Source organism: Streptomyces lydicus, assembly GCF_004125265.1.
Classification (GTDB): domain Bacteria; phylum Actinomycetota; class Actinomycetes; order Streptomycetales; family Streptomycetaceae; genus Streptomyces; species Streptomyces lydicus_C.
Map to the genome: position 1 here is coordinate 6,028,231 of NZ_RDTE01000003.1, position 21,965 is coordinate 6,050,195.

26 protein-coding genes and 1 tRNA gene are annotated in these 21,965 nt (G+C 70.7%); 9 read left to right on the top strand and 18 right to left on the bottom strand.

All coding sequences use genetic code 11. From position 1 onward, the window contains the following. Positions 1 to 9: 9 nt before the first annotated feature. The 15 genes from D9V36_RS29070 to D9V36_RS29135 form a co-directional block, all read right to left on the bottom strand. Positions 10 to 330 (bottom strand): hypothetical protein, encoded by a 321-nt coding sequence (locus D9V36_RS29070; RefSeq protein ID WP_241721090.1) that lies wholly within the window; start codon positions 328 to 330, stop codon positions 10 to 12. Between the two features lie 35 nt (positions 331 to 365). Beyond that, entirely contained in the window at positions 366 to 803 is a 438-nt protein-coding gene (locus D9V36_RS29075; RefSeq protein ID WP_129298762.1) for a hypothetical protein, read from the bottom strand. Between the two features lie 5 nt (positions 804 to 808). Further along, positions 809 to 1,075, bottom strand: coding sequence for a hypothetical protein (locus D9V36_RS29080; RefSeq protein WP_129296361.1), 267 nt, complete (start codon positions 1,073 to 1,075; stop codon positions 809 to 811). After that, positions 1,072 to 2,388 (bottom strand): DNA cytosine methyltransferase, encoded by a 1,317-nt coding sequence (locus tag D9V36_RS29085; RefSeq protein WP_241721091.1) that lies wholly within the window; start codon positions 2,386 to 2,388, stop codon positions 1,072 to 1,074. Before D9V36_RS29085 ends, D9V36_RS29080 begins: the two co-directional genes overlap by 4 nt. Continuing rightward, positions 2,385 to 3,011: a hypothetical protein gene (locus tag D9V36_RS29090; RefSeq protein ID WP_129296362.1), complete on the bottom strand. Its 627-nt coding sequence runs from the start codon at positions 3,009 to 3,011 to the stop codon at positions 2,385 to 2,387. The genes D9V36_RS29085 and D9V36_RS29090 overlap by 4 nt, the downstream gene beginning before the upstream one ends. Beyond that, positions 3,011 to 3,253: a hypothetical protein gene (locus D9V36_RS29095; RefSeq protein WP_129296363.1), complete on the bottom strand. Its 243-nt coding sequence runs from the start codon at positions 3,251 to 3,253 to the stop codon at positions 3,011 to 3,013. Before D9V36_RS29095 ends, D9V36_RS29090 begins: the two co-directional genes overlap by 1 nt. After that, complete coding sequence (locus tag D9V36_RS29100) at positions 3,250 to 3,708, bottom strand: phiSA1p31-related protein (protein ID WP_129296364.1); 459 nt, start codon at positions 3,706 to 3,708, stop codon at positions 3,250 to 3,252. Before D9V36_RS29100 ends, D9V36_RS29095 begins: the two co-directional genes overlap by 4 nt. Then, entirely contained in the window at positions 3,705 to 4,484 is a 780-nt protein-coding gene (locus D9V36_RS29105) for an exonuclease domain-containing protein (RefSeq protein WP_241721092.1), read from the bottom strand. Before D9V36_RS29105 ends, D9V36_RS29100 begins: the two co-directional genes overlap by 4 nt. Before the next feature lie 20 nt (positions 4,485 to 4,504). Continuing rightward, the gene (locus D9V36_RS29110; RefSeq protein WP_241721093.1) at positions 4,505 to 5,578 is read right to left on the bottom strand and encodes a hypothetical protein; all 1,074 of its coding nucleotides are present in this window, start codon (positions 5,576 to 5,578) and stop codon (positions 4,505 to 4,507) included. Between the two features lies 1 nt (position 5,579). Then, entirely contained in the window at positions 5,580 to 6,410 is an 831-nt protein-coding gene (locus D9V36_RS29115) for a hypothetical protein (protein ID WP_129296366.1), read from the bottom strand. After that, positions 6,407 to 6,820, bottom strand: a complete 414-nt coding sequence (locus D9V36_RS29120; RefSeq protein ID WP_129296367.1) for a hypothetical protein — start codon at positions 6,818 to 6,820, stop codon at positions 6,407 to 6,409. Before D9V36_RS29120 ends, D9V36_RS29115 begins: the two co-directional genes overlap by 4 nt. Next, positions 6,811 to 6,954, bottom strand: a complete 144-nt coding sequence (locus D9V36_RS41130; protein ID WP_164993048.1) for a hypothetical protein — start codon at positions 6,952 to 6,954, stop codon at positions 6,811 to 6,813. Before D9V36_RS41130 ends, D9V36_RS29120 begins: the two co-directional genes overlap by 10 nt. Positions 6,955 to 7,018: 64 nt before the next feature. Continuing rightward, positions 7,019 to 7,375, bottom strand: a complete 357-nt coding sequence (locus tag D9V36_RS29125) for a hypothetical protein (protein ID WP_241721094.1) — start codon at positions 7,373 to 7,375, stop codon at positions 7,019 to 7,021. A gap of 97 nt (positions 7,376 to 7,472) precedes the next feature. Continuing rightward, positions 7,473 to 7,808 carry a hypothetical protein gene (locus D9V36_RS29130; RefSeq protein ID WP_241721095.1) on the bottom strand — a complete coding sequence of 112 codons (336 nt, stop codon included), beginning with the start codon at positions 7,806 to 7,808 and terminating at the stop codon, positions 7,473 to 7,475. Beyond that, a complete protein-coding gene (locus D9V36_RS29135) occupies positions 7,711 to 8,082 on the bottom strand; it encodes a helix-turn-helix domain-containing protein (protein ID WP_164993049.1) in 372 nt (123 codons plus the stop codon). Before D9V36_RS29135 ends, D9V36_RS29130 begins: the two co-directional genes overlap by 98 nt. Before the next feature lie 250 nt (positions 8,083 to 8,332). On the opposite strand from D9V36_RS29135, the gene D9V36_RS29140 reads away from it, so the two are divergent. Then, the gene (locus D9V36_RS29140; protein ID WP_241721096.1) at positions 8,333 to 8,725 is read left to right on the top strand and encodes a hypothetical protein; all 393 of its coding nucleotides are present in this window, start codon (positions 8,333 to 8,335) and stop codon (positions 8,723 to 8,725) included. Positions 8,726 to 8,893: 168 nt separating this feature from the next. Continuing rightward, positions 8,894 to 9,082, top strand: coding sequence for a hypothetical protein (locus D9V36_RS29145; protein ID WP_129296369.1), 189 nt, complete (start codon positions 8,894 to 8,896; stop codon positions 9,080 to 9,082). A 40-nt stretch (positions 9,083 to 9,122) separates the two neighbouring features. On the opposite strand, the gene D9V36_RS29150 is transcribed toward D9V36_RS29145, so the two are convergent. After that, the gene (locus tag D9V36_RS29150; RefSeq protein ID WP_241721097.1) at positions 9,123 to 10,064 is read right to left on the bottom strand and encodes a tyrosine-type recombinase/integrase; all 942 of its coding nucleotides are present in this window, start codon (positions 10,062 to 10,064) and stop codon (positions 9,123 to 9,125) included. Between the two features lie 143 nt (positions 10,065 to 10,207). Next, positions 10,208 to 10,280: transfer RNA gene (locus D9V36_RS29155), tRNA-Arg, on the bottom strand. 302 nt (positions 10,281 to 10,582) lie between these two features. Between D9V36_RS29155 and D9V36_RS29160 the strand changes: the two genes are divergently transcribed. From D9V36_RS29160 to D9V36_RS29190, 7 genes are all read left to right on the top strand, one after another. Next, the gene (locus tag D9V36_RS29160) at positions 10,583 to 12,490 is read left to right on the top strand and encodes a GTPase domain-containing protein (RefSeq protein WP_164993050.1); all 1,908 of its coding nucleotides are present in this window, start codon (positions 10,583 to 10,585) and stop codon (positions 12,488 to 12,490) included. Positions 12,491 to 13,059: 569 nt separating this feature from the next. Further along, positions 13,060 to 15,012, top strand: a complete 1,953-nt coding sequence (locus D9V36_RS29165) for a YfjP family GTPase (protein WP_129296371.1) — start codon at positions 13,060 to 13,062, stop codon at positions 15,010 to 15,012. Positions 15,013 to 15,399: 387 nt separating this feature from the next. Beyond that, positions 15,400 to 16,413, top strand: coding sequence for a single-stranded DNA-binding protein (locus D9V36_RS43130; RefSeq protein ID WP_431357764.1), 1,014 nt, complete (start codon positions 15,400 to 15,402; stop codon positions 16,411 to 16,413). 202 nt (positions 16,414 to 16,615) lie between these two features. Beyond that, positions 16,616 to 18,013, top strand: a complete 1,398-nt coding sequence (locus tag D9V36_RS29175) for an LAETG motif-containing sortase-dependent surface protein (RefSeq protein ID WP_129296372.1) — start codon at positions 16,616 to 16,618, stop codon at positions 18,011 to 18,013. Positions 18,014 to 18,417: 404 nt separating this feature from the next. After that, positions 18,418 to 20,082 carry an energy-dependent translational throttle protein EttA gene (gene ettA / locus D9V36_RS29180; protein WP_129296373.1) on the top strand — a complete coding sequence of 555 codons (1,665 nt, stop codon included), beginning with the start codon at positions 18,418 to 18,420 and terminating at the stop codon, positions 20,080 to 20,082. A gap of 5 nt (positions 20,083 to 20,087) precedes the next feature. After that, the gene (locus D9V36_RS29185) at positions 20,088 to 20,534 is read left to right on the top strand and encodes a thioesterase family protein (RefSeq protein WP_129296374.1); all 447 of its coding nucleotides are present in this window, start codon (positions 20,088 to 20,090) and stop codon (positions 20,532 to 20,534) included. After that, positions 20,531 to 21,358, top strand: a complete 828-nt coding sequence (locus D9V36_RS29190; protein WP_129296375.1) for a hypothetical protein — start codon at positions 20,531 to 20,533, stop codon at positions 21,356 to 21,358. Before D9V36_RS29185 ends, D9V36_RS29190 begins: the two co-directional genes overlap by 4 nt. Before the next feature lie 179 nt (positions 21,359 to 21,537). Here D9V36_RS29190 and D9V36_RS29195 read toward each other — a convergent pair whose 3' ends face one another. Further along, entirely contained in the window at positions 21,538 to 21,942 is a 405-nt protein-coding gene (locus D9V36_RS29195; RefSeq protein ID WP_030082224.1) for a globin, read from the bottom strand. Between the last annotated feature and the right edge of the window lie 23 nt (positions 21,943 to 21,965).

Sequence of the window (21,965 nt, forward strand, 5' to 3'; positions counted from 1 at the left end):
GTGTACCTCTCAGAGGGTGAGCTGCCCGGCGGGCACGGGCGGGGCTTTGCGGGTCTTACGGGCCGCGGGGTTCCGCGGGGGTGCCACCGGGGCGGTACAGACGTGGTCGATCACGTGCGGGTGCGGGCAGCCGGCGGGGTGCGGACTGCCCGGCCACCGAAGGTCGAGCCCGCCGCCGACGGCGCGCACGCACCAGTCGAGGCGGTTCGGCTCGCACAGCGCGGCGGCCGCGGCCGCGGTCATCTGCTCGGCATCGGCGACGACGTCGAGCGCCGCCCGCCGGCCGACGAGCTGGCGCAGCACGGGAAGGGAGCAGCGGGGGCAGCGCATTCGCCGCGCCCCGTGACTGCCCGCCGCCGGCCGTGTCATCCGTACTGCTCGACTCGGCCGGCACGACGCTTGCGGTCGCTGTGCACCTCGAACTCGCCCTCGGTCGGGTGCGACGCGAGAGCTTCGGCGACGGCTGCCTCGACGTCCCGCGAGCCGGGCCCGAGCTCGTCGAGGGTGCCGTTCATGCGGCGGCGCCGCATCATGGCGCGCATCACCTCGGCGACGAGCCCGGCCTGTTCGTGATCCTGAGCGACCTCGGCGACCGTTATCCGCAGCTTCACCTGCGGGTCTTTGTCCTCGCCTTCGGCATGCCCGACGAACGACTTCGAGGTGAGCTCGACGACGGCGAACACGCTCGTGCCGGGGTTCTCCCACAGTCCCCGGCGCTGCGCCGCTGTGAGCGCCGCCTGTAGCCATCCGGCGTTGCCGTCGACTTTGACCTCGGGCAGCTTGTCGGGGTCGAGGTCGTGCATCGTGATCACTTCCTTTTCTTGCGGGGGTTCTTGCGACGGTGGTCGCGCATGGCGGCCGCCGCCCGTACCTCGTCGAGCGGGCACTCGTCCCGCATGTGGCGCTCGGCCCGAACCGCCATCTGCCGCACCTCGTCGTGACCGACGGCGTCCTCGGCGAGCTCGCTGCACCGACAGTTGAAGTCGCCGGATGCGAGCGCCCGCTTGTGGTCGAGGCGGACCCGCAGCCCGAACCCGGGCCGCGGGTTGCCGATGCTCGGGCCGACGCCATTCACGCCGCACCTTCGTTCCCCAGGAGCAGCGGCACCTCGGGAAGGACACGAGCGAGCAGCAAGCGCAGCGCGGCCTCGGCTTGCAAAGGGACGACGCCGTTACCGAGCGCCTTGAGCCGGGCGTTTCGTAGTGCTGCCTCGCTCATTCCGGGCGCGGCGGGCACCGAGCAGACGTGCCCGGCGGCGAGCCCTTGCATCCACTCCGAGAACTCAGCGGCTAGACGTCCTCGATCGTCAGTTGGCCGGGGGTGAGGGCGCCCGAGGATCGCTTCCCAACGCCGGATCGCGGGTTCGTACTCACCCCATTCAATGTCGGAGTGACTTGGCTGTAGCTCTCGCTCGCCCCGACCCCGTCCGACGCGATAGGCGCCGGCATCAGCCTCGCTGCCGCGCTCGGCAGCGTCAGGTCGCCCGAACTGCCCCGCTGATTCGGTCCGCCCTTCTCCCCATCCGACGCTCTCGGTGTAGGGAGCAGTCGAGTCGCGTCCGTCAAGGTCATTCCCTGCCCGTTGCCGTACGCCGATCCGTCCGGCCGGTAGTTCGCCGTATGTCGAGAGTCGCTCGCCATCGGTGTCGGCAGCAGAGCGACCGCCGTCCGCAAGTCCGGTCCGCCCGTTCCGTGTTTCCCCGCGCCGTTCGTGTCCGACGTGCGCGGTGTCGGCAGCAGTCGCAGCGTGTTCGGCAACTGCCCCGAGTATCCGTCGCCCTTCCAGTCCCGGGCCGCTGGCGTCGGCAGGCCATGCGAGGACGAACTCGCGGAAACGTTCGTGGGGAGCGCCGATCTCCGAAGCGCGTACGCCCGCCCACTCCGCATCGAACCCGACGGTGGCCAGGTCGCCGAGTACGGCACCGAGTGCCCGCAGAAGAGGCTCACTTCCTGCGTACTCCACACAGCACGGGCAGGGCTCCACTCCGCTACGTGCCTTCGTTGAGAGGATGCCGCGAACATTCTCGATCACCACCAATCGGGGCTGTAGCACTGCGATCGCGCGCAGCATGTAGTGCCACAAGCCCGAGCGCGTGCCGATCATGAGTCCCAGCCGTTGCCCGGCGGATGAGAGGTCGGTGCAAGGGAAGCCACCGAGAAGGGCGTCGATCGGCCCGAGGTCGTCGAGCACGCGCTGCCAGTCGATGGCGCTGATTTCGCCGAGGTTCGGCACGCCGGGCCAATGGTGGGCGAGGATGCGCGCGGCGTACTGGAACTTGTCCTCGGGGTCGTACTGGCAGTGCCAAGCGATCTCGCCGCCGAGCACTGCCTGCACGCCGAGGTCGAGCCCGCCGTATCCGCTGAACAGCGATCCAATCCGCAGAGTCACGGTGACACCCCCATGACGTAGCGCTGCCGGTAGGCGTCCGGCCACTTCGCCTTGCAGAGCCGATCGCGCTGCGCCTGCGGCAGCGTGAACAGCGGCATTCCGCACCAGTCGTGAGCAGCCGCGCGCAGCCACCACGCGTCGCACATGTCGCCCCCGCGGCCTTTCGCGTCGAGGTCGCCGGGAAACTCGGCGCCGGCCGCGAGGTAGGCGGCCGCCGCCATGCGGACCTTGTCGGCGCTGCCGTGATCGCACGCGAAGCTCTTAAGCGTCGCGGGGACGATCAGCGCGTACGGCACGTCGGCGTCGACGAGCTCGGCCTTAACGACGCCGTGCACCTGACCGGTGATCCCGGCCGACATGGCGTGCGTCGGCAGATCCTCGACGACGGCGAGGTGCGGCCGGTGCTCGGCGAGCACGGCCCGGATGCGGTCACGGATGACGCACAGCCGGCGGTCGCCCTCCTTCGCCTTCGTCTTGATCCGGAACGTCGAGCCGTCCGGCAGCGCGACGCCCGTGCTTTTCAAGGAGAGGTCGAGCCCGATCACCCGCAGCTCGACCGGGGCGAAGCGCACCTCGTCGAGGGGCGCGAAGGCGCCGGGGGAGAGCAGCCCGGGGACACTCATCACTGGTCACCCGCCGACGTTGTGCGGCACGTCCAACAGGTGTGAGAGCCGTCCTCGTGCATGGCGCTGTACTGCTCGCGTTGGCAGGCGCCGCAGTAAGCCATCGCGCACAACTCGCCGCCGACGGGCGGCTCGTCGATGGCGGGCGGCTCGGCAGTTACCCGGCGCGGGGCGAGGCGCACCGCCCATGTGATCGCGGCCGACGCGAGGACGAGCACAGCGAGGAGGTACGGGTTCGTCATGCCGCACCGCCGAGCGGGGCGATCGGCCCGTACAGCGACCGCACGACGTCGAGGGGCTCACGCCCGTCGCCGTCGGTCGCGCGCATCATCGGCGTGCCGGCCCGGTCGAGCACGCCCGTCCAGCGCCACACGCCGCCCGCGGCGTCGCCCCACTTGAGGGACAGGTCCCACGCGTGCCCGCGTCCGTCCGTCCACACCTTCCGGTCGGTGTCGAGCCGGCTGCCGTGCCCGGTCACCGGCTCGGGTGGCCGGTCGTGCTGCTGCTCGGGCTCGGCATCCGGCGTGCACGGATACGGCGGGTGCGCCGCGATGAGCTGATCGGCGATCGTGCGCAGCACAGCGGCGGCGAGGGCGTCGCACATGCCCGGGTTGATCACCTCGACCTCGCCGGTCTTGTTCATGGTGAGCACGAGGGCGTGCTCGTCGAGGTCGAGCATTCGAATCTTGGGGATCATGCAGCTTCACCCACCCAGGGACGGACCGGCCACGACCCGTCGACCACTGCGGTCCGGTCGGTCTTGCGGAAGTGCGTTTCGAGCCCGGCCGCTTGCTCACGCGCGAGCCGGATTTGCAGGTGATGCAGCTCTTCGAGGTCGAGCCCCTTGAGCTCCTGGAACCGCGGCCGCCGCTCAGTGCGGATCGGCTCGGGCCAGTCACCGCGGCGCATGTGCGCGAGCGTCCCGATCCGGTACGCCACCCGCGCGGCGATCAGCGCGTCGTACTCGCAGCCGTGCGCGTCGTCCTCGACCCACGGCAGTTCGTAGACCTGCGCGAGGGTGACGAGCTGCCGCGCACCCTGTGTCTTCGACGGGCGCTTGCGGTACGGCAGCACGTGCGTGTCGAGCACGCGCGTGTCGAGCACCGGCCACAGCACGTCGTCGGTGAACCGTTCGAGCAGCGTGGGAAGTTCGTGCCGCCGGCACTCGCGGTCGAGCAGTGTGAGGTCGTACGCGACGTTGTGCCCGACGATCGGCACGCCGGTGCCGAGGGCATCGGCGAGGGTCTGCGCGACCTCGTCGACGACGTTCACCGCGGGCGAGCCCTTCGCCCTCGCGTGCTCGGTCGTGATCCCGTGCACCGCGGCCGCCTCGTCCGGGATCGGAATCCCGGGGTCGGCCATCCACGACGACGGCTCGGTACCGGCGCCGCCGCCGAGCCTGATCGCCGCGGCGGTCACGATGCGATCGGCCTCGACGTCGACGCCCGTCGTCTCAAGATCGAAGGCGCACATGCGCCCCATGTGCCAAGGGGTCACCGCGCACCCCCGCCCGGCTGCGCGACCTCGGGCCACGCCGCGGCAGGATGCGGCATCGGTGGCTCGTCGTCCTCGACAACCTCGCCTTCGTAGACGCCCTCGGCGTCCGGGCCGGCGTCGTCCTGGTCGTCGTTCACCACGCCCGTGCGCGGGTCGATACCGGCCTCGACGTCCCGCGAGATCTGCATCAGGTCCCGCGACAGATCGTCGGTGCCGTCGCGCTTGACGTGCCCGGCCCTGTTGGCCTTGTGCCACACCTGCCGTACTTCTTCGGCGGTCCGGCAGCCGCGCGCTTCGGCGAGGTAGTCGGGCATCTCAGCGGGCGCCGCCTCGATCGCCGGCCGGGTGAGCGAGCTCGGGTCGAGCGCGGCCGCCGTCGACAGGGGGCCCGACAGTGCGTGCTTCAACTGAGGCACGGCAGGCACGAGCTTGACGACCGGGAAGGTCTTCGTCTCGCCGTTCTCGACCCGCGTCGTCTGCTCGATCCACATGCGGACCGGCATCATCGAAGCGCCGCCCGTGGCTTGCAGCACCGTGTCGACGCTGCCCGCCATCCCGTCAGCCGCGTAATACGAGTGCGTGTCGAGCCGCCACACCCCGAGGTCGGGCAGCTCGGGCAGCATCACCGAGATACGGCTCGTCGGCCGGCACACCTCGCGCGGCGACCGCCGGTGCCACTCAGGCCCGTACCGAGCGAGGCAGATGCACGGCTGCCCGCTCTTCTGCTCTCGCTCGCCGTCGCAGCGGCGCACACAGCCGCCGCCACCCCACATCTCGTACGCCTGCGACAGCGGGTCGCCCGAGGGCATGATCGCTCGGATCTCGCGCGCCCGGGTGATCACGCGGAACTGTTCGATCTTGCTCCGCTGAGGGGTCCACGGCTCGACGTCGCCGCCCCACTGCTCGGCGGCCGCGGCGACGTAGTCGCGGCTGTGCGAGGTGAAGATGAACGTCTCGGACCGGACCGCGCGGGCCCGCTTCTTCGGGTCCTCGTTCGGCACGCTGTAGCCGGTACGGATGCGACCGAGCTCGACCGCCTGCTTCTTCATGGTCATGATGCGCGAGCCCATGTCACGCCGCCTTTCGGGGATTTGCGCCCGGTGCCCATGGCGGCAGAACCGTCGGGTACGCGTTGGGCGCGTTGTGCAGATGCCGGGCGCTGCGCAGCGCACCGAGAAAGGCCCGGTACACCGCGCGGTCGCTCGGCAGCTCGACCAGCCGGTAGCCGCGGGGGCGAATGTTGAGCACGGCAGTGCGGCGTGGCCGCGGCGCGGGAACCTCGGAGTCGTCCGCGAGCAGCGCGACGGGGGCGTACTTGTATGCGGCGAGTTGGTAGGGCTGCTCGGCGTAGACCGTCGTCGCCGGCTTCTTCGCGCTCGTCTTGTAATCGATCAGCCACAACTCGCGGCGCCCGCCCGGACCGGTCGGCAACCACAGCCACAGATCGCCCGTGCCGGCGTAGCCGTGCTCGCGATCGAGCACGGTCGTCTCGACCGCCTCGACGTCGCGCTCGAAGTCCACGCGCCACAGCCGGAAGAACCGGGCGAGCTGCCGCGCGTACGGCTCGACCTCGGGATCGGCCGGGTACGGGGAGCCGATCACGATCGAGTGCGCGCGGTGATGCACGCGGGTGCCGAGGTTCGACGCCCGCTCGCGGTTCACGTTCGGCAGCGCGACGAGTTCGCGCCGCAGCCGGGTCGGCTCGGTCCGGGCACGGCGGGCGACCTCGATCGGGTTCGCGATCACCGCGTCGGCGACGAGCCCGGCGCCCCACGGGACGAGCGCGGGCTTGTGCACCGACGAGCCGGTGACGTTCGTAACCGAGATCAGGTCCGGGCCCCCGGCGGGGTCGCGGTAGTAGCGGCCCCGCTCGGTGGCGACGGAGTTCTTCGGGGCGGTCACCGGGCGCTGCCTTCGCGTTCATCGACCAGGGCGCGAACGGTCTCCGGCAAGATCGTGAAAATGGCGCCGCCGATCCGCATGCGGGCGCCGCCCATCTCGTCGACGAACTGCTCGACGAGGCTGTCTCGCTCGTGCTCGGCGTAGCCGGCGCCGTCGAGGTGCCGCTCGTTCTCGGCGGCGACGCCGAGCTCTGCGATCCTGGCGAGTTCGGCGTCGATGCCCTCGGGGTCGTCGGCGTAGTTCTCGGCGAGCTGCCGCACAAGGCTCTCGACGAGGTCGGACACGTCGAGTTCGGCACCGAGCGGCGTCCGGCGAACGCTGATACGGAAGGCGCCGGGAATGATCGTCTGCCGCCGATACCGCACCTTCGCGGCGAGGTAGCGAAGTCGGTCGCGTGTGGTCAGTCGCACGTCGAGTCGTCCTTTCGCGTACGGGAGTTGCGTGCACGGGCCGTGTCGAAGGCGCCGGCGAGCATCAGCAGCAGCGCGGCCCCGACGCCCCAGCCGAGGGCGTCGAGCAGCTCGCGGAAGTCGGCGGCGGTCATCGGGCGGCCGCTGCTTCGAGGGCGGCGTCGGTCGAGGTGCCGTGCACGGCGTCGGGGTTCGTGCTCACGGGGTCACCGGCCGGCGAACTTCGGTGAGCACGTCCTCGCCGTCAACGACCGCGACGTGAACGCGAATCGCCACGGTCGAGCCGTCGGCCCGGGTCGGGGTCTTTGTGTGCAGCGACCACAGGGCGACGGCGTGGGCGCCGGCGCTGCGGTGAACTTCGCCGCCGAGCGTGAACATCCACCGACCGAGATCGCGCGTGTCCGTCACGGTGATGTGCACGGCGTCGGTGCGCGGGGTCATGGTCGGGGCGGGAAGCGAGAGGTAGTCGAGCATCGCGGCGACGGCGAGCTCGTTGCTTGCCTTCCGGTCGAGGTCGGAGAGCTGCCGGGGGCGCTCGATAGGCTGCGCGCTCAAGGCGAACCGCCTCACTTTCTGCATGCTGGGTGCGGCGCGAGCCGATAGGGGCGGTCCGGATGCCGGTCCGGGCCGACCCCGACCCGCGTCGGGGTTCTTAGGCGGCAGCGCGCTCGCTCTTGCTCGCCGCGTACTGCGCGAGCTCGTCCCGCGTGCGACGCCGCTTCGTGGCCTTCTCCGCGTCGCTCTTCGCCCGCCGGGCCTGCGCCGACTTAAGAGCGAGCTCGGTGTAATGCGCCTTCCGCAGCGACTCGGCGACCGCCTCGATCTGCGCCTCGCTCGCGTCGGGGTGCATCTCGCGCGCCTTGTCCAGAAAGCGCGTGTGGTGGCTTGCCTTACGGGCGGCGGCGGTACGGGCCGATCGGTCCGTCGTGCCCGCCCAGCTCTTGTGAGCTGCGAGCCGCATCTGCATCGACCGCTCGTTCGTGTTCATGCCGTTTCCCTTCATCGACGCCCTCGCCCATGGGCGTGGGCAGTGGCTTAAAAAAGAGAGCCCCCTCGTGCACGCTGAGCTCGCCACAGATGCGGCGCGCGATTTCGGGTGTGACAGTGGTGCGCTCGCCGGACAGCAGCGCGTGAACCTTGCTCTTCGAGATGCCGACCTGCTCGGCGAGTTCCCTTATGGTCAGGGGTCTGCCGAGCGGCGCCCAGTGCATCAGCAGCCGCAGCAGTTCGCTATCGGTCAGGTGAAGTCGGGCAGGGGTCATGGGTGCCTCCGTCGAGCTGCCCACGATCGTGGGCAGCCCCACTAAAGCACACCGCTTGTGCGGTGTCCACGATCGTGGGCAGCTAGCAATTTCGACAGAATCCGGCCCGAGTTGAACCTGTGACCCACGAGCCGCCCGCGATCGTGGACAATGGCATTCGAGCGCACCATTGTTGCGTTCCCCGACCAGCATCTTTACGCGTCATCCCCTGAGCGGGGTGTGGACCTATGTGTTCGGAGAGGCGGAGGTTATGCCCGAGCAGCGCGACGCACTCACCGAACTCGTGAAGCAGCACGTCGGCACCGGGAAGCGTTGGAGTACGCGAGAGTTCGCTGCGGTCGCTGTGGACCCCGAAACCGGTTGGGCGCCCGGTAAGAGCCTCGTTGCGAAGATCGTCGGCGGGCAGAACTACACCATCACGCCGAAGCTCGTTTCGGCGCTCGCGGCTGGCCTTGAGCTGCCGCGCGAGGTCATCGGCGCGGCTGCGCACCTCCAGACGATCGGGTATACCACCGAAGAGCTCACCGGCGACGCCCCGGCAACGCTGCTGCGCACTATCGGCCCGGTCGCCGGCTCGGCCGAGAAAGCTCGCGCCGTCGCCGATCGTTGGGAAGCTGAGGCGGCGGTCTCTACCGACGGGTAACCGTCAAGATCCTTTTATCACTGAAGAGTCACGATCGAAGATGACGCACTGCTACAGGTGTTACCCCTGCGCACACGGGGACAGAACCCGTACAGTGGCCTGACCTCGCGCGTTCCGAACGCCTGTGCGATCCGGTATGTCCGGGTGCCGAGCGGGTTAGGGGGTCAGGTGGCGCATGTCCGTGTCGAGTCGGTGGACCTCGACGAGGGGATACCGATGCTGTACCGGGATTGCGGTACACATGTCCGGCTCGCACATGACCCACAGCAGATCGACGAAGCCGCAGCGCTCGCGCTGCTCTGCGTGCACGTGCCACGGCTCGTCGGGAACCTCGAAGTTCAGCGGCTGAGCACCTAACCCCCCACGCGCCCGCCGCCCGTGACGTCCTGGTACCGGCTCAAGAGAGCCGGTCGCCGGGGCTCAACCTTTTATGGGCCATCCGCGCCCGCTCGGCGCCGGCCGACGCTGCGTACCGCGAGAGCATTTGTCGGGATTTCCATCCTGTGATGCGCATGAGGTCGTCTTCATTCCCGCCGCCGACTTTCCACTGATGTGCGAAGGTGTGCCGGAATTGATGCGGGTGAAGCGGCTCGATCCCGGCTTGTGCGCACCGCCGCTTGAGCATTGTGCCCACGCCCCAAATGGTGATTCTTTGTCCCTTGTTGCGGTCGCCCCACCAGAGCCACATTTCATCCTCCAGCGGCTTCCCCTTGTGCTTCGCGGCCGCCCGCAGGTAGCGGTCGAGGGCGGTCGCGGTCGCCCGGCCGAACGGGACACTGCGCACCTTGTTGTTCTTGCCGAGCACCTGCAACACCATCAGGTCGAGGTCGAGATCGGACACGCGCCGGTTCGTTGCTTCTGATAGCCGCACGCCCGTGTCGAGGAAGAGCATCAGCAGCGCCGTGTCGCGCCGATCCGCGTACGTCTTGCCCTTGCACGTCTTGAAGAGCTTCGTCAAGGCGTCGTCGCTGATGACGGGCACCTCGGCCTCGGGCAGTGTCGGGGGCTTCATCGTCCGCATGGGGGACCGGTCGAGCTCTTCCTCGTCCACCATCCAGTTGAACATTGTCTTGAGGCTGCGGAAGTGCTGATGTGCGTTGCTCGCCGACGTCCGCTTGAGCGTGGCTGTGATGTACGCCTCGACGTGCTCGCGGTGAATCTTGTCGAGGTCGGCCGGTGCCGGCCGGCCTTCGGTCCCGTCGTCGTCGACGGGCGGCCGGTAGCCGCTCTCTTCATCGAGCAGGAACTCGCCGAACTTCGCCGCGGCGTTGGCGTAGATGCGGATCGTGTTCTCAGAGAGGTTCCGGGACCGCAAGGAGCGGACCCATGAGGCGGCCATAGGGGCGAGGTTGTACCGCGCGTCTGTCATGGCAGAACCATGCTGCCCACGATCGTGGGCAGTCAAGGCGCTTGGTCAATGAGCGATGTGCTTAAAGCCAAAAAGCCGGTTGATCAGCGTTAGCGCTGGTCAACCGGCGTTTGCGCCCCCGGCAGGACTCGAACCTGCGGCCAAGTGCTTAGAAGGCACCTGCTCTATCCACTGAGCTACGGGGGCCGGGTGTGGGCGTGGATCACGGACCGCGGACAAGGATAGAGGTCCGGGTGCCTCGTCCCGGTTGCTTCACCTGCGTGGCACGTTGTGGAGGTTCGGTGAAGCGGTCCCGATAATCGCAGGCAGGTACGAATCCTGCATCGCTTTTGGCGTCCCGTGCGGCGGGTGTTGTGCACTCGTTATGCCTGTGCCTCGCTTGTCGCGAACGTCCCATGGGTCACTCATCCCGTTCTGTGGCGATTCTTGCGGCGCGCACAAGGGGTTATACGCTTCAAAAACCCAACGAAATTGGGCATTCTGCACATGTGGCGACCTTGGACGTACGACCCCGGCTGATCGACGCACTGTCCGTTCTGCGTAACCGCGTCGACGCCGCACGCTTTCCACTGCCACTGCGGGGTGCCGCCCGGGCCCGGCGCAACCGGGCCGAGCTGCTGGCCCAGCTCGACGACTATGTGATTCCCCGCCTGCGCTCTCCTCAGGCCCCGCTGCTCGCGGTGATCGGCGGATCGACCGGGGCGGGCAAGTCCACGCTGGTGAATTCGCTGGTGGGACGGCGGGTCTCGGAGGCGGGGGTGCTGCGGCCGACGACGCGTACGCCGGTGCTGGTCTGTCATCCCGATGATCTCCATTGGTTCGCCGGGCCGCGTGTCCTGCCGCAACTCGCCCGGGTGTGGGTTCCTGAGCAGGACGACGGCGGCGAGGACGAGTACGCGGCGGGTGGTGATGTCCTGGGGCGGGGCGACTACGGGGTGCACGGTGCGGGCGGAGTCGGCGGGGGCGGGGGGTACGGCGCTGGGGCGTTTGAGGGTGTGGGGAGTGGCAGGGGTGCAGGGCCGGGTGGGGGAGCGGGCACGGGTGCGACGGGGGGTGGGGGTGAGGCGGGGCTGCTCACGGTGCGGATCGAGACGGACCGGGCCCTGCCCAGTGGGCTGGCGTTGCTGGACGCCCCGGACATCGATTCGCTGGTCGCGCGCAACCGGGAGCTGGCCGCGGAGCTGATCTGCGCGGCGGATGTGTGGGTGCTGGTCACCACGGCCGCCCGGTACGCGGATGCGGTGCCCTGGCATCTGCTGCGTACGGCCAAGGAGTACGACGTCACGCTGGTGACCGTGCTGGACCGGGTGCCGCATCAGATCGCCACGGACATCTCCGGGCGGTACGCGGAACTTCTCCAGCGCGCCGGTCTCGGCCATGTCCCGCGGTTCACCATTCCCGAGCTGCCCGAGTCGGCCGGCGGCGGGAGCGGTCTGCTGCCCGCCACGGCCGTGGCGGCGCTGCGGGGCTGGCTGGAGCGGCATGCCCAGGATCCGGTGGCCCGCACCGCCGCGGCGGACCGTACGGCCGCCGGGGTGATCGCGTCGCTGCGCAGCCGGCTGCCCGCGCTGGCCGGGGCGGCCGCCGCTCAGCACGCCGCGGCGCTGCGGCTGGCCGGCCGGGTCGAGGAGGCGTACGAGCGGGCCGCGGAGCGGGTACGGCGGGAGGTCGCGGCCGGTGAGGTGCTGTCCGGGGACGCCCGGGCCCACTGGCGTGACCACGGGCCGGGCGGCCGGTCGGACGAACTGCTCGACGCGTTGACCGACGGGCTGACCTCGTTGCTGACCTGTGCCGTGGAGGAGGCCGACGAGCGGGCCGCGAGTGCCTGGCGGCAGGATCCCGCGGCCACCGAGGTCTCGATGTCGGCCGCCGCGGGCGCGACGGGCGCGGGCGGACGGCTCGGCGTGATCGTGCGGCGCTGGCGGCGCTGTCTGGAGGAGCTGGCCGAGGAGGAGACCCGTGAGGCGCGTGGCGGGCAGGCCGGTGACCGGGCGGGGTCGGTGGAACCGGAGGAATCGGCGGCGCTGTTGGCCACCGCCCTGCTCGGCGGCCGGCGGGCCCGTACGGCGGGCGAGAACCTTGCCGACCTCTTGGGGGCCCAGACCGCGCTGCGGCTCTGCGACCGCGGTGCCCGGCTCCTGGCCACGTACGTCGAGCGTGCCCTGGACGGCGAGCGCGAGCGGCGGCTGGCACCGCTGGACCAGCTGACCGTGCCGCTGGACCAGCAGGCGGAGCTGATCGCCGCGCTGTCCAGGGTGCAGAGGGAGCGGCAGGAGGAGTCGGAGAGGCGGAAGCGGGCGTCGGTGCGGGACGAGGACGAGGGCGAGCGGGAGAGGGCGAGGGAGAAGGGGATGGAGCGGGAGATGGAGAAGGAGAAGGAGGAGGTGTCGGGGTGAGGGATTCCGAGGCGGCGGTCGGTTCCGGTGAGAGGCAGGGGAAGAGGCAGGAGGTGGGGGCGGGGGAGACCGAGGAGAGCGCGGGGCAAGGTGTGGCTTCGGGGGAGTGGGTGATGTCGGGGGAGCTGGGGACTGAAGGACCTGGAGGAGACGAAGGAGCCGAGGGGGCTGAAGGGCCCAAAGGGGCTGAGGAGGGCGGCGCGCTTGTGGAGGCTGTGGGGCCTGGGTGGGACTGCGACGGGGGCCGGGACCGGGACCGGGAAGCGTCCGCGGGGGATGAGCCGATGGTGCGGGCGCCGGCTGCGGTGGTGGGTGGGGCGTGGGATGACGGGTTGATTGCCCGGCGGGCGCGGGGTGTGGGGGTGCCCCGGCCGCTGGGGCGGCAGATGGGGAGCGAGGAGCGGGTGGAGACGCCTGTGGGGGCAGGTGTGGGGGCAGGTGTGCCGTTGTCGGGTGAGAGCCATGTTGCGTCAGGTGCGGGGGCGTATGGCGCGTCGCCTGCTGCGTCACGGACCGCGTACCGTGCCGAGGCCCGGGGGGACCGCCGTGGTGACGACCGTGGTGGTGCGATGGTGCAGCCGCGTTCGCCGGCGGGTGCGGAGGGTGAGGGCGCGGGTGCGTACCGGTGGGTGGCGGGCGGTGGGCGACGGGCCGTCGGGGGTGGGCTGCGCGGGCGGCTGGACGCCTTGCGGGAGTTGATCGCGCTGTCCCGGTCCCGGCTGGACGGGCGGGCGCTGGAGGGCGCGGGGCGGGTGCTGGAGACGGCGGACGAGCGCTACCGGCTGTCCGGTGAGCACACCGTCGTCGCCATCGCGGGGGCGACCGGCAGTGGTAAGTCGTCGCTGTTCAATGCGCTGGCCGGGGCGAACCGTTCGCAGGTCGGGCCGCGGCGGCCGACGACCGCGGAGCCGGTGGCCTGTGTCTGGCCGGGCAGCCGGTCGGGCGCGGAGGGGCTGCTGCACCGGCTGGGCGTGCCCGCGCACCGGCGGCACGCCCCGGCGGACGGCAGCTCCGAGCTGCACGGACTCATCCTGATCGACCTGCCCGACCACGACTCCTCGGCCACCGAGCACCGCGCTCAGGTGGACCGGATGCTGGAGCTGGTGGACGCGGTGATCTGGGTGGTGGATCCGGAGAAGTACGCGGATGCGGTGCTGCACGAGCGCTATCTGCGGCCGTTGGCGGGCTACGCCGAGGTCATGTTCGTCGTCCTCAACCAGGTGGACCGGCTGCCAGGGGACGCCGCCGACCAGGTGGTCGACGATCTCCGCAGGCTGCTGGACGAGGACGGGCTGGCCCTCGGCGAACACGGGGAGCCCGGGGCGGCGGTGCTCGCACTGTCCGCGGCTACCGGCAGGGGGGTGGGTGAACTGCGGGAGGCGCTGGGCCAGTTCGTCGCGGAGCGGGGAGCGGCGGACCGGCGGCTGGCGGCGGATGTGGATGCGGCCGCCGAGCGGTTGCGGTCCGTATATGCGGCACAGGGCCGGGTCGGGCTGACCGAGCAGGCCCGGGCGGAGTTCGACGACCGGCTGGCGGAGGCGGTCGGAGCGGTGGCCACGGGGCGCGCGGCGGAACGGGACTGGCTGCGGTACGCGGAGCGCGCGTGCGGGTCACCGTGGGCGCGGATGCGGGGGTGGCGGGGGAGCCAGGGGAGCCGGTGGCGGCTCCGGGGCTCCGGGGGCGGGACAAAGGGCGCCGAGGGTATCGGGGGAGGGCTGACGGGCGCCGGGCTGACGGGCGCCGGGCGGGCGGAGGCGGGCCGGACCGATGCGGGGCGGACCGATGCGGGGCGGGCCGGCGTTGGTCAGGCCGGTGCCGGTGCCGGTGCCGGTTGGGCCGGTGGCGGTCGGGCCGTTCCGTGGCGCAGCGGCATGCGGTGGGGTCTGGCCGGGCGGCAGGGGGTGGCCGGTGGCCTGCCGGTGTCCGGTGGTCTGCCGGTGACCGGTGGCGCGGTCGGTGAGGGCGCGGAGCCGGCGGTGGACGGCCGGGCGGCGGCGCGGCCCGTGGTGGAGCAGGCCGTCCGCACGGTGGCTGCCGAGGCGGCGTATGGATTGCCGGCGCCCTGGGCCCAGGCGGTTCGGGAGGCGGCGGACCGGGGGGCGTACGGCCTGCCGGAGGCGTTGGACAAGGTGGCGGCGGATGCCGAGGAGGCGCTGCGGGGCGGGCCGGGGGTGAAACCGCGATGGTGGAAGGTTGCCGCCTCCTTGCAGGGGCTGCTGTCCGTACTCCAAGTCGTCGGTGTGCTGTGGCTGCTGGGCGCGGTCACGGGGGTGGGCGGGGCGACGGCTTGGGTCTCCGGCCTGCTGCCCGCGCTTCTCGGCTCGGCGGGCGGGCCCGCGCTGGCGTGGCTGTGCCGGGTGGTGGCACGCGGCCCGGCCAGGCGTTACGGGCAGGACGCCGAGCGGCGGCTGCGGAGTGCGGCGGCCGGGTGCGGCCGGGCGCGAGTCCTGGAGCCGGTCGCCGCCGAGCTGTTGCGCTATCGCGAGGTACGGGAGCAGTACGCGGTGGCGTCGGGCGCCTGAGGGCGGCTGAGGGTGACTGTGCGAGGGGCGTTGCGTTGCCTGGCTGCGGCTGCGGCTGCGGCTGCGGCTGCGGCTGCGGCTGCGGCTGCGGCTGCGGCTGCGGCTGCGGCTGCGGCTGACAGCTCTGTGCCCGGCGGCTGTTTCCTGGTGGCGGGGCTCGGCGGCGGCGTCTGACGGTTGGCATGGGCACGTGACGGTGGGCGCGGGGCCGTGGGCCGGGGCAGCGGATTCCCTCTCCCGGGTGGCCGAGTTGTCCACAGCCGGTCGACCGTCCACAGGCCGCCGCGGCGCCCGCCGAATCCGTGCAGCATGAGGTCAACGCAGCGCGAGCGGCAATGACGGGAGCGAGCGCATGACGCGGGGGAGGCGTGTTTCGTGAACGAGACGATGGTGACGCTGGTGGGGAATGCCGCAACAGCGGTGGAGCACCGGCAGACGACGGCGGGTGTGACGGTGGCGAGGTTCCGGCTGGCGGCGACATCCCGTCGCTGGGACAGGGCGCAGGAGCGCTGGACCGACGGGGAGACGAGTTTCTACACGGTCCGGTCGTGGCGCGCGCTCGCCGACAATGTCGCGGCGTCGGTGGCGGTGGGGGAACCACTCGTCGTCCAGGGGCGCTTGCGGCTGAGGGAAGGGGAGCAGCCGCCGGAACGGGGCGGGCAGCGCTGGTTCTCGGCGGAGGTCGACGCCGTGGCGATCGGCCACGATCTCGCGCGCGGCACCGCCGCCTTCCGGAGAGTCGTCCGGCCGCCGCGTACGGACGCCGACCACGGACCGGTTCCGTCATCCTCACCGCACCTCTCGCCTCCGCCGCGGCAGGAGACGCCCGGACAACAAGATCCCGGACAACAAGAGCCCGGGGAAAGGATGTTGCCCGCTGACCGGACACCGCCGGGCGCCGCCGGGGCACCGACGGAGCCGACAGAACCGGCGGAATCTGCGGAATCGGCAGAGGGGGGACCGCCGGCGGCCGGGGAAGTGCCAGCTGCCGGGGAGCCACCGGCGGCCGGAGAAGCACCGACACAGGCCCGGGCACAGACGCCCGCCGGAAGACCGACAGCCGCAAGGGGACCCGCCCAGAGACCGGCACTTGCCCAGAGACCTGCCCTCGCAAAGCAGCCCGCTACGAGACCTGCACCCGCAAAGCAGCCCGCCACGAGACCTGTACCCGCAAAGCAACCCGCCACGAGATCCGCACTCGCAAAGCAACCCGCCACGAGACCGGCGCCCACCGGGCGGCAGCCCCCTGCCAAGCGGCAGTCACCCGCCAAGAGACGGGCTACCCAGGCGACTTCGTCACCGTCCGAACCACCGGAAGAGGCCGTTCCGTCGGCCTCGACCGCAACCCTTACGCCCGAGAAGGTCGCTGTGTCCAGAAAAGTTCTGGTGATTTGTCGATAATGGCAGGCCAGGGTGCCCGTTGTCGGTAACGATTGCGATTCGGATCGCTTATGGGATGCCATTACTGGGGACCCTGATGCGCCTGCTCCTTAAGATCCGACAAGTACTCACGGGGGCTGACGTGTTCGGCTGTTGAGTTCTTTGGGATCTTTCCGGCGAGGCATCCTCTCCCACTCGACCGCCTCGCCCAGAGGGGAAATTCATGCTTTCGATGAAGAGGCGGGGCGCAGCTCGCCTTGCCGCCGCGGTCGTGGCCTCGGGCCTGGTCGCGGCGGGTGCGATAGCCACCGCGGGCACTGCCGCGGCGGATGACGCGACCCCCACGCACGGGGGTGCCACCGCCACGCTCGGCGGTCTGAAGACGTTCGACCAGGCGGTCGTGCACAACGACGGAGGGGACCAGCGCGTAGGCGCGGGCCTCTTCGAGATGGCGGTCGACAACGGCGGCACGCTCCAGACGTACTGCATCGACATCCACAACCCGACGCAGCAGCAGGCGAAGTACCAGGAAGTGCCCTGGAGTGCCTCGTCGCTGCACAACAACGGGGACGCGGGCAAGATCCGCTGGATTCTGCAGAACTCGTACCCGCAGGTGAACGACCTGGCCACGCTCGCCTCCAAGGCCGGCGCAGGCAACCTCACCGAGAAGACCGCCGCGGCCGGCACCCAGGTCGCGATCTGGCGCTTCTCCGACCACGTCAAGGTGGACGCGGTCGACCCGGCGGCCGAGAAGCTTGCCGACTACCTCGAGAAGAACGCACAGAACGTCGGCGAGCCCAAGGCGTCGCTGACCCTGGACCCGCCGGCGGTCTCCGGCAAGTCCGGCAGCAAGCTCGGCCCGGTCACCGTGCACACCAACGCCGACAGCGTCACGGTCTCCCCGGCCGCCGGTGTGCCGGCCGGTGTGAAGGTCGTCGGCAAGGACGGCAAGCCGGTCACCAGCGCGACCGACGGCACCCAGCTGTTCTTCGACGTGCCCAAGGGTGCCGCCGACGGCAGCACCTCGCTGACCGCGCAGGCCGCGACCAAGGTCCCGGTCGGCCGTGCCTTCACCGGCATCGGTGAGCACGCCAAGAGCCAGACCCAGATCCTGGCCGGTTCCAGCGAGTCCACGGTCTCCGCGGCCGCCACGGTCTCCTGGAAGAAGCAGGGCGCCATCCCGGCGATCACCGCCGAGAAGGACTGCGCCAAGGGCGGCGTGGACGTCACGGCGGCCAACAAGGGCGATGAGGCGTTCCGCTTCCAGCTCTCCGGCAAGACCTACGAGGTCGCCCCGGGCAAGTCGCAGACCGTGACCGTTCCGGTGGGCGAGGACCAGCCGTACAACATCACCATCAAGGGTGAGGGCGGCTTCAAGAAGTCCTTCTCCGGTGTCCTGGACTGCAAGACCGCCGGCAGCGGCGGCGGCAAGCCCTCCTCGCAGCCCAGCCCGGCCTCGGTCGGCGGCAGCACGGGCGGCGACAAGGGCGGCGACCTCGCCGAGACCGGTTCCAGCAACGCCACCCCGATGATCGCGGGCATCGCGGTCGTCCTCGTCGTGGTCGGCGGCGGCGCGGTGTTCTTCCTCCGCAAGAAGAAGACCGGCACCCCGGCTCAGTGACACCAGGGACCCGGTGACCCGGTGACCCGGAGTCCGGTGGTACCCGACCGGCTCCGGTGAGAGCCGGCGAGCAGTGACCACCGGCGGCCCGCTCGGTGACCCCAGGGTGAGCGAGCGGCAGCCGGTCGGTGGGTGACAAGGCCCCGGAGCGCAACGGCGCTCCGGGGCCTTCCGCGTCCGGAAGAGCGCTCAACGCCGACAGAACGCTGACAGAGGGCAACCGGGCGGGTACCGCGTCGTAGCGGGTCGGCGCTGAGCAGGGGCGCTCTGACCTACTCGTTTCCGCCAGAGCACAGGCGTACGGCAAGATGGGTGTATCTGCCCTTCCCATGGTCACGGCGTATGACGGCCCTGGGGCGGTGGCGCACAGACCTGATCCATCCAAATCTGCCGGACGGTTTCTCTTGGCTGAGTACATCTACACGATGCGCAAGGCGCGCAAGGCGCACGGCGACAAGGTCATCCTCGATGACGTGACGCAGAGCTTCCTGCCCGGCGCAAAGATCGGTGTCGTGGGCCCCAACGGCGCGGGTAAGTCCACGGTGCTGAAGATCATGGCCGGTCTTGAGCAGCCGTCGAACGGTGATGCGTTCCTCTCCCCGGGCTACACCGTCGGCATGCTCCTGCAGGAGCCGCCGCTGGACGAGTCCAAGACGGTGCTGCAGAACGTGCAGGACGGCGCCGCCGAGATCATGGGCAAGCTGCACCGCTTCAACGAGGTCGCCGAGCTGATGGCGACCGACTACTCCGACGCGCTGATGGAGGAGATGGGCAAGCTCCAGGAAGACCTCGACCACGCAGGCGCGTGGGACCTGGACACCCAGCTGGAGCAGGCCATGGACGCGCTGGGCTGCCCGCCCGGCGACTGGCCGGTCACCAACCTCTCCGGTGGTGAGAAGCGCCGCGTCGCGCTCTGCAAGCTGCTGCTGGAGGCCCCCGACCTGCTGCTCCTCGACGAGCCCACCAACCACCTGGACGCCGAGTCCGTGCAGTGGCTGGAGCAGCACCTCGCCAAGTACCCCGGCACCGTCGTCGCCGTCACCCACGACCGGTACTTCCTCGACCACGTCGCCGAGTGGATCTGCGAGGTCGACCGCGGCCGCCTGCACGGCTACGAGGGCAACTACTCCAAGTACCTGGAGACCAAGCAGACCCGTCTCAAGGTCGAGGGCCAGAAGGACGCCAAGCGCGCCAAGCGTATGAAGGAAGAGCTGGAGTGGGTCCGCTCCAACGCCAAGGGGCGGCAGGCCAAGTCCAAGTCGCGACTGGCCCGTTACGAGGAAATGGCCGCGGAGGCCGACAAGATGCGGAAGCTGGACTTCGAGGAGATCCAGATTCCGCCGGGCCCGCGTCTGGGCAATGTCGTCGTCGAGGTCGACAAGCTCAACAAGGCCTTCGGCGAGAAGGTCCTGATCGACGACCTGAGCTTCACCCTGCCCCGTAACGGCATCGTCGGCGTCATCGGCCCGAACGGTGCCGGCAAGACCACGCTGTTCAAGATGCTGCAGGGCCTGGAGACCCCGGACTCCGGCGACATCAAGGTCGGCGAGACCGTCAAGATCTCCTACGTCGACCAGAGCCGCGAGAACATCGACCCCAAGAAGACCCTGTGGGCCGTGGTCTCCGACGAGCTGGACTACATCAACGTCGGCCAGGTCGAGATGCCCTCGCGCGCCTATGTGTCCGCGTTCGGCTTCAAGGGCCCGGACCAGCAGAAGCCGGCCGGGGTGCTCTCCGGTGGTGAGCGCAACCGCCTCAACCTGGCGCTCACCCTCAAGCAGGGCGGCAACCTGCTGCTCCTCGACGAGCCGACCAACGACCTCGACGTCGAGACCCTGTCCTCGCTGGAGAACGCGCTCCTGGAGTTCCCGGGCTGCGCCGTGGTCGTCTCCCACGACCGCTGGTTCCTCGACCGCGTCGCCACGCACATCCTGGCGTACGAGGGCGAGTCCAAGTGGTTCTGGTTCGAGGGCAACTTCGAGTCCTACGAGAAGAACAAGATCGAGCGCCTCGGTGCGGACGCGGCCCGTCCGCACCGCGCCACGTACAAGAAGCTGACCCGGGGCTGACCGCCGTGCGTCACCTCTACTCCTGCCCCCTGCGCTGGTCGGACATGGACGCGTTCGGCCATGTCAACAACGCGGTGTTCGTCCGCTACCTCGAAGAGGCGCGGATCGACTTCATGCGCCGGCTGGCGCCGGGGGACGGCAGCCCGTCGTTCACGGGCGGCTCGGTCGTCGCCCGGCACGAGATCGACTACGTGCGGCCGCTGGTGCACCGGCCCGCCCCGGTGACCGTCGAACTGTGGGTGACGAAGATCAGCGCCGCGTCGATGACGGTCGGCTACGAGGTCAAGGACGAGGACGCGCTCTACCTGCGCGCCTCGACCGTCGTCGTCCCGTACAACTTCACCGAGGAGCGCCCGCGCCGCCTCACCGCGGAGGAGAAGGCGATCCTCAAGGAGTATCTGGACGACGCGTCGCACCAGTCGTCGCAACCGAAGGGGACCGTTGTGGTATGACGGTGCTTCACCTGGCCGACGCGGGGGAGGCGGCGGATCTCGCCGCCTTCCTCGCCCGGCTGATCCACTACGACAAGGCCGCCGCGGTACGCCTCCAGGCCGGCGGCGGGGTGCTTGCCGTCTTCGGCCGCCCGCCGTCCTTCGAGGTGCTGGCGATCCGCACCGCCCGGCTCGCCGGGAACGGATCCCGGGAGGCCGGGGACAGCACTCCGGACGCCGGGGAGGGCACTCCGGGCGCCGGGAGCGGTACGCCGGGTGCCGGGAACACCGCTGTGGACGCCACCGTCTCGGCCGGTGAACTCCTCGACGGCATCGAGGAGTCGGCGGGTGTGGTGACCGTGCCCGCCGCGGTCACCGGCCCGCCCTGGACCGGGCTGCTGCCGCCGCGCGGCGGCTGGCAGCGGGTGCCGGGACTTCCCGCGCCCGAGGCGCTGGTGCGTGCGGTGGCCGGTGCGGTCGCCGAATTCCGGGCCCGTGACGAGGCGCTGCCGCCGCAGCACCGTACCCGCAGCGAACGGGACCGTATCGGCCGGGAGATCTGGTCGCGGACCCTCGGCGACACCCACCTTCCGCTGCGTGCCGCCCATGCCGCGCAGTCGCTGGGCTTCTTGCGGCCGGTGCGGGCGGGTGCGCTCGTGGGGGGCGGTACGTCTTCCGGAGCCGCCGACCCCGGCGCCGCTCCGCAGCCCCAGCTCCAGCCGCTGAGTCTGCTGACCGCGGGCGGCTGGCTGCGGCTCAGCACCCCGTACGGGTCGGTCGCCGTACGGGCCGGGGGCCCGGAAGGGCTGACCGGGCTCTCTGGGCTCACGGTGACGCCTGCCTGACGAGGCGGCGGTGCGGACCGGCTCGCGCCGGCGCTGACCGACTCGTCGGCGCGCTTACGGCCGTATCAGTCCGCGCCGACGCCCGTACGGGTATCGGTCCGCGCCGATGCCCGTACGGGTATCAGTCCGCGTCGGCGCCCGTACGGGTATCGGTACGCGTCGGCGCGTGTACGGCCGTGTCAGTCCGCGGCGTTGATCATCGAGGCGGCCGCGTACGTCAGGTAGTTCCACAGCTGTGTGGCGTGGGCCTCGGACAGGTCGAGGGAGTCCACCGCGTCCCGCATGTGGCGCAGCCAGGCGTCGTGGGCGGCCCGGTCGACGGTGAAGGGGGCGTGCCGCATCCGCAGCCGCGGGTGTCCGCGTCCGTCGCTGTACGTACGGGGGCCGCCCCAGTACTGCATGAGGAAGAGCGCCAGCCGCTCCTCGGCGGGGCCCAGGTCCTCCTCCGGGTACATCGGCCGCAGCAGCGGGTCCTCGGCGACTCCCTGGTAGAAGCGGTGTACCAGGCGCCGGAAGGTCTCCTCGCCACCGACCTGTTCGTAGAAGGTCTGCTCCTCGAGCGTGCCGCGTGGAATCTTGTTCACCCGTCCATGGTGGCAGACGCCCC